This window comes from Catalinimonas alkaloidigena, from assembly GCF_900100765.1.
GTDB classification, from domain to species: Bacteria; Bacteroidota; Bacteroidia; order Cytophagales; family Flexibacteraceae; genus Mooreia; species Mooreia alkaloidigena.
Window position 1 is genome coordinate 326,959 of record NZ_FNFO01000010.1, and the last position, 7,071, is coordinate 334,029.

A 7,071-nucleotide genomic window follows, 5' to 3' on the forward strand; every position below is an offset into this window, starting at 1 on the left:
ACCCATCAAGCGTCTCCACACGTGCACAGACGCCTCATCCTTTCGGCTCCAGCATCTGCTCGATGCGGTAGACGCTGTCTTCCAAGTGGTACTGCATCATGGGCGACAGGCGTTTGGAGTTGGCCCGTTTCAGGTCTTTTTTGAGGGTTTGCAGTTCCGCCCGTACCGCCGGACGAATGTCCGACTGACTGACGTTGACGCGGGTAGCACGCCGCCCGCCACCGGCTTGCTCCTGGTGCAACAGTGCGTTCATTCGCTCCAGGTAAGCGCGTTGCAGGTTGCGCCGGTAGACGTCGGCGTCTTCTTTCGCGTAGGCTTCTGACCAGAGGCCGCGGCGCACGTCGGCCAACAGATTAACGAGCGAATAGGCGACAACGTCATTGCTGAGGGCCTCGGTTTCGATCAGGCGCTGCATCCGTCCTGCGTCGAGCAGGTTGCTTAGGTGACGGGCCTGAAGCGCACGTACCTCTTCCACCGCCCCGACGGGTTCGATCCGCTGCCAGATGTCGGTTTCGATGAGCCAGTCGGGCGTGGCAAAGGCGTTGTCCAGCAGCCATCGGACGGACTCCCGCTGGGTTGCCCGGGCAACCGGTTCGTAGACCACGCCCGTCTGGTCGGTGGTTTTCAGGGTTTCGCGCACGCCGCCCACGTTCGCGACCACGTGCCCGATGTAGCGGCTCCACACACTGACCAGTTCGCCGTACAACTCCGCCAGGTCGGTGTAATCTTCGCCTTGCGTCGTGGTCCAGGCAATCAGTTGCGGCGCGACCTGTTTGAGGTTCTTCAGGCCGTAGTCGCTGGCCCGCACGGTGTTATCTCCTACGTTTTCGGTCTGGGCGTTCGGATCGTCGCCGTAGCCGGAGCCAAACTGGTACATCGGGTCTTCGGTGCGGGCATTCACAAAGGCGTGCAGCCGCGGCGTTTCGGCTTCCGGCGTCTTCGCGTCGGGATACCAGCGATAGCCCCATTCGATGGCGTACAGGTCGTACGGCCCCAGCTGGCGGATGAAGCGAATGCCGTCGTCGCCGGGCTGCGCCACGTAATTGTAGCGGGCGTAATCCATAATGGTCGAGGCGATGCCGTACTGTTGCGTGAAGGTGCCCGACCGCAGCGAATCGACCGGGTAGGCCGAGCTGGCCTTCATGTTGTGCGGCAGGCCGAGGGCGTGGCCCACCTCGTGCGAAATGACGCGCCGCATCATCTCCCCGATTTCTTCTTCGGGCGTGTTGAGGGTCCGGGCCGCCGGGTTGGCCGCGCCGGTTTCGAGGAGGTAGCGGTTGCGGTAGGAACGCAGGTGGTTGTGGTACCAGATGATGTCGCTCTCCAGAATCTCGCCGGTTCGCGGATCGGAGACGCTGGGACCCACGGCGTTGCGCGTGGTGCTGGCCACGTAGCGCACCACCGAATAACGCGCATCCTCGGGACTGAAGTCGGGGTCTTCCTCAGGCGAGGGCGGATCTTTGGCGAGGATGGCATTTTTGAAACCGGCCTTCTCGAAGGCGGCCTGCCAGTCTTCGATGCCCCGTTTGAAGTAGGGACGCCACTTGAGCGGCGTGGCCGGATCGAGGTAGTAGACGATGGGTTTGACCGGCTCCACCAGCTCACCGCGCGCGTAGGCCGCCGGGTCTTTCGGTTCGAGTCGCCAGCGGCGGACAAACTCCTTCTCGTCCGATTTCAGCGCCTCGGAACTGTAGTCGATCTGGCTGACGGTAAACCACCCCACGCGCGGATCGTGCAGCCGCGGCATCATCGGGTCGTCGGGCAGTTCGATCATCGACTGGTTCATCAGCATCGTGATCGTGTTGGTCCGCGCCTCGGCGGGCGGTTCGGAGGCGATGTAGGTCTGCGTGTGCAGCACCTCGATGTTGATGGGGTAGCTGCGCACGGTGTCGATGAACGAACGCGCTTCGTCCAGCTTGCTCACCTTGTACTCTTTCCGCAGGTCGCTGTCCAGCCCCCCGATGGCGGCAATGTCTTTCGTGAACAGCGTCGTGGCGTCGATCACCACCGCCGACGAGTCGTCGTTGTAGGCCTCGACCTTGAAGTTTTGCAGGATAGGCTCATAGTTGTTGTACTGCACCGACTGGTAGATGGGCAGCGAATCGGCCGCGACGTTGTTGAAGGAGACCACCCGCAGCAGCACGCGCTGGTTTTTGTGCTCCCAGCGCACCACCTGCTCGTTCACCTTCGAGCCGGCGTTGAGGTACGGGCTCAGGTTGGGCGGACACCCCCGGATGCGGCTCACCAGCAGCATGTCCTTCTCCAGCTTGTCGGTCGGAATCTCGTAGTAGACCTTGTCGCCGATCAGGTGCACCACGAACAAGCCACTGTCCGACTTGGCTTCGGTGGTGATCACGTCTTTGTAGGCCTTGGGGCCCTTCTTTTTGGCGTCGTCTTTTTTGTCGACGTTTTCGGCATCGCCCGCCTCCTGGGCCCATCCGGAAAACGCAAGGAAACACAGCAACAGGCCACGCCCCAGCCCCCGGAGGAAGGGCGCGCGCGCAGAAACGTAAAATCGAAACATCAGAAAAAGTTAGTGTGAATGACGCTAAAGGTAGACACCGAGCCGGACTTGACCAACGGCCCGGCCAGCGGGAACGTGGCCAACGCCCCCATTTTAGACAGAAAGGGTTCTGATCAAACGGAGAACAGGATGCCTAAAAGTATGTGAATAGCGCCCGCGCTAAAGCTGTCTGGCAATGCGGTATTGGGCCTCCAATACGGAGGGGGTGGGTCCGTGCGCGGCATCGGGGAGTAGGATCAGCTCTTTTTTCGGCGCTTCGAGGCGATCGAAATACGCTTGTGTGAGTTCTTTTGGGGTCAGTAGGTCGTGTTCCCCTTGAATGAGATAGACCGGAAGCGCGTACCGCGCATCTTCTTGCAGGAAATTGAGATCCGCTACCATGGAGGCGATGCCCATTTTTTTATGTCCGGCGAAGTAGAGGAACGAGTAGTCGTCGCCGTTTTGCCGGTCCTCGGCGTCCTGCGCATTGTCGTACTCAGGCGCCAGCGTCCACCACGACGCGGGGGTGGGGGTCGCCTGCGCCTGTTCGTACGTTTTGATCACCCGCAACAGTTGGCCGACGTTCCGGGCGTCATCGTAAGGGGGCGGCCCCAGGGCTTTCAGTCGCTCCACCTGCTGAACATCGTTGGAGCGTTGCGCCCGCTCCAGCACGTGCTGGTAAGCCTGTACCAACGCCGCCGAGGGGTTTACTATCTGCGCGTGCCCTATGTAAGCGGCAAAAAGATCCGGGCGGGCAAGCGCCATGCGAGCACCCAACACGGTTCCCCAGGAAGTAGCCATCAGGATGAGCTTTGGTTTCCCGAGGTGGCTCAGCAGGTATTCGGAGAGTTCTATGCCGTCGGCGACCAGTTGCGCCACGGTGAGCGGATTTTCGAGCCAATACTCTTCGGTTACCGCCTCGGGGGCATTGCGGCCGAAGGTTCTTCCGGCGCCCCGCTGATCCCACTGTACCAACACAAAGTCGTTCTGCCACGGCCCGTAGCCGGCGTCCTCATAAGGGCTCATTGTGCTGCCCGGCCCCCCGTGCAAAAACAGAATAGCCGGTTTAGACCGGTCGCTTCCGCGGATGGTGACCCACTGCTCAATGCCGCCAATCCGAATAAACTGTGCTTCGTCGATGGCGTTTGCCTGAGCGGCCAACTTGCCTACTGCCCCGATCAGGAGTAGCACCCATCCAAGAACATGCTTCGTCATACGCTAGGGCTCAAAGGAGAAACTGGCCCGGCGGAGAGCCGGGTAAAGGTCTGTAGCGTGATTTGCCTTTCAAGATAGCGAAAGCGGGCAGGCGATGAAAATCCTGCAAATTATTGAGCGAGGGGCACGCCCGCCTCTTTACCACGGCCGTGTTGCGCCAGAGCAGCACGGCGAGCTTCACTTCGTAAGATAGTCCAACGCTTCTTCTCTGGTTTCGAAAACTCTGATATCCAGATCGTTAACCGTGTTAAAGGTTTTCAGCATGACCCTTTTGGCTAAGTTCAACCCGTAAACGGCATTGCGGTCCACTTTACTTTTAATCTTCTTTCCCCACGCAGCATAGGCCTCAATGAACTTAGGACTAATGCTGGTAGCCTCGTAATTCGCCAGGAGCTTTATCGGGCCAGATGCCTTCTCAATTTCTTCGAAAGACGCATTCAAGCGATCAATCATATTCTTCGGATCAAGGCCGGAGAAATCAGTAAAAAAAATCTTACTACCCTTGTGATTCATCCATTCCATAGGTACCTATTTTTTTAATAAAATCTTTTATTATCAACCCACGCACCTCCTTTTAAGCGGTGAGCGCTCCATCAAGCAGCTTTTATAAAAACATGTAAATGTTCTTGGCCTTTTGTGTCCATGCTGTGAATGGCGGTGGGTTAAACAGAGTTGGTCCATACCCACGGCATCGGCTGTCGGTCACCAAAAATCACTTCCCAGCTCCTGCCCTCTGCACTTTCTTGATAAGCATTCCCTGATCCAGCCGCTAGCGTAACAACGGCGTTGCGCCGATTCTTTTATCCAATTCCGTTCACCATCCTTCAACAGTCACCAAAACATACCTACAAATACCAAACACAGTACCGAAGCCGTCTTCCAGAACACATCAAAGCCCTTAAAAACGAAAGGCGCTTTTTCAACCCTCAAGTTTTCACATTACCCCGCCTGACACAAAATTTGTATTATGGCTCGTTTCTATGCCAATGTCTGAGAGGGAATTGCTTTCACGTTAAAGCAGTCAAAGCAAACAAAATTGTGAATGATTATACAGTCTGACAGGTCGGGCTTGTCACCAATCGGGTCAATCTGCGCATAGAAAGTCATAGTTTTTTTGTAATCTTCATGAGTTGGGTATTCACGTCCAGACAGCCCGTCAGGTTTCCCTCCTAAGTGATGTCTTGTCCCTGCAACACTATTTCCTTTGCCTCCTCTATCTCGGCTGTATTACAAGTTTAACTTTTGGTATTTGCATTCGTCAATATTTTTTTGCAGTTGCCTACAACGGCCAACGTAGTCGCTGACTGGGGTTGTTTGATGTTTTCTTCCGAGTATTAATTTCCGTGCTTGGCGTAACTAATTCTCTAGCCATATGTATGTTAGGATGAGGGCTGCACTTTGTTGGTAGCCGCCTTTATCAATTTATTTTCTTGATCATACAATTCAATCGAGAATTGATATTCGAAAGTCATCAGTGTTACTTTTAGATCATCAAATTTCTGTCCATCAATAGCTCCTGAAATTAAGGCTGCTTCATGGTTCCTAACAATTTCCAATTCTGCCCATTCGGCTTTGACCTCATAATCAGTCCAAGAGCTTTTTCGTATTGACCATCCCTGCTTGTCAAAATGGTTAGCAATTTCTAATGGAGAGTCAATGGTATAAATTATTCCATATAGATTATCATCGTCTGGAACTCTGAAATTATCCTGAAACTTCATTTTTCATTTTCGGTGGACACCAACGACCGATGCGAACCACAGGCCGGGCATGTTTGCGTTTTCTGTTCGTGATTCAATATTAAGACTTTGAGCATAAAGCATTCAAAATCAACTGAGGCTTGTGGTTGCATTTTGTTGTGTGCAGATTTTAATTTTCATGAATCAGTCCAAATGTGCTTAAATTTTCCTGCACGAAAAGATTATCAATCTTATCAATTGCCTCATTAATTTCTTCCTCGCTCACTACAATTGAAGTACTGTATAGCATAGTATGTACTCCATTTTCATCATCAGTTACAAAATCTAGTTTTCCATAGGTTTGATTTTCAATTTCGTGAGTTTTCCTAAATGCCAGATAGATTTTATTAAACTTCTCCGGTTTCCATGGTGTATTAAAAAATCCGTAATGATGCTGATAGTTTATGGCTTTTGTACTTACAATCAGTCTCTCCTCACCAAACAAATTCCAAAGTGTGTATCTGCCTAATACAAAATACATCACAGCATAAAAAACCAAAGCACTCAAGAAAATCAGCCCCTGTTCTCTTTCTTCTGCTTGAGAAATTAAAAGTAATGGCCCAGTAATCACAATCAAGCAAAAAAATACCAAAACCAACTTTATTGCTACTGGTGGACGGGGTTCAAAAGTTAATTCAACATTTAAATCGTTAGAATAAATCTTTAAGTAATTGTTTTTCATTTCTTTCTATTTGCACACAACGTATGTATAGACGCACCTTTACCAAAAGGTGCCGTTATTTCTGCTATAGTTGACCTCTTCTATTTCCAGCAATAGTTATATTAAATTGTTTATTCAAAGTTAAATATAGCCTTTTTTCCAATTAATTATTACAATTTATAGATCAATATCATCCAGTGGACTGCGAATGCTACTCAGCATTTTGGTGCTTACATGGGCGGCCGCCGCTGCGGTGTAGATCTTTGTGGTCTTACTACTTTCATGCTCCAATAGCACTTGGATGTAGCAAAGATCCGTGCGGTACGCCGCCGCGGCCCTTCTCGAGCGGATGCGTAGCGAAGGAATGACGTAGCGTGTGCATTGTGATGGGTTTCCACATCCTTACCGCTGTGCTGCTACCTTCAGCACCTTACCCACACTCCAAGAAGAGTATTTGCCACCATTCTCTGTCCCGCTGCGGCGCGGGGCGCCACGGGGCACCGCTTCAAACAGGTAAACGTTAGGACGATACAAGCACAGGTGTTCTTCCAAATATCATAATGTTTTAGCAGATAAAATGCTTGTTCGATCTTTTTTTGTCGGAGCACCTAGCCTTCGCCCCCTCTGTTCGCTCTCAATCCAAGTCTTGCCATGTTAGTGCAATGCGCCTATGTGTCGAACGCTGGGTCATGTAGTGATAAGGCGGCGTTTGAGTTCGTCAATGAGTCGGAGCGGTGTGGCGTTGCCTGTTCATTCGCCATCGTAAGACCCTGTCTAAATTTTTTTAACAATGCGTTGGATATTGAATAGGTAAACAAACGCTTGACTGCTAGAATCCTCAGCTTCGTAGTCTTTGACCAACCTTCTCTGCCAGGGTGGCCCCGCCATTGGAGCCAGCTAATCGTTCGCTCTACTTTCCACCGCTGCGGTACTACTTGAAAAGTGAGCGAAAT

General features: G+C 52.3%; 5 protein-coding genes. All 5 read right to left on the reverse strand.

Annotated elements, in window-relative coordinates:
• Nucleotides 1-34: 34 nt before the first annotated feature.
• Nucleotides 35-2,524, reverse strand: coding sequence for a zinc-dependent metalloprotease (locus BLR44_RS22605; RefSeq protein WP_089686411.1), 2,490 nt, complete (start codon nucleotides 2,522-2,524; stop codon nucleotides 35-37).
• Nucleotides 2,525-2,683: 159 nt separating this feature from the next.
• On the reverse strand, nucleotides 2,684-3,718 hold the full coding sequence (locus BLR44_RS22610) for an alpha/beta fold hydrolase (protein WP_089686413.1): 1,035 nt from the start codon (nucleotides 3,716-3,718) through the stop codon (nucleotides 2,684-2,686).
• A 177-nt stretch (nucleotides 3,719-3,895) separates the two neighbouring features.
• Complete coding sequence (locus tag BLR44_RS22615) at nucleotides 3,896-4,240, reverse strand: STAS/SEC14 domain-containing protein (protein WP_089686415.1); 345 nt, start codon at nucleotides 4,238-4,240, stop codon at nucleotides 3,896-3,898.
• Nucleotides 4,241-5,097: 857 nt separating this feature from the next.
• On the reverse strand, nucleotides 5,098-5,439 hold the full coding sequence (locus BLR44_RS22625) for a hypothetical protein (RefSeq protein ID WP_089686417.1): 342 nt from the start codon (nucleotides 5,437-5,439) through the stop codon (nucleotides 5,098-5,100).
• 148 nt (nucleotides 5,440-5,587) lie between these two features.
• Complete coding sequence (locus tag BLR44_RS22630) at nucleotides 5,588-6,139, reverse strand: hypothetical protein (protein WP_089686419.1); 552 nt, start codon at nucleotides 6,137-6,139, stop codon at nucleotides 5,588-5,590.
• Between the last annotated feature and the right edge of the window lie 932 nt (nucleotides 6,140-7,071).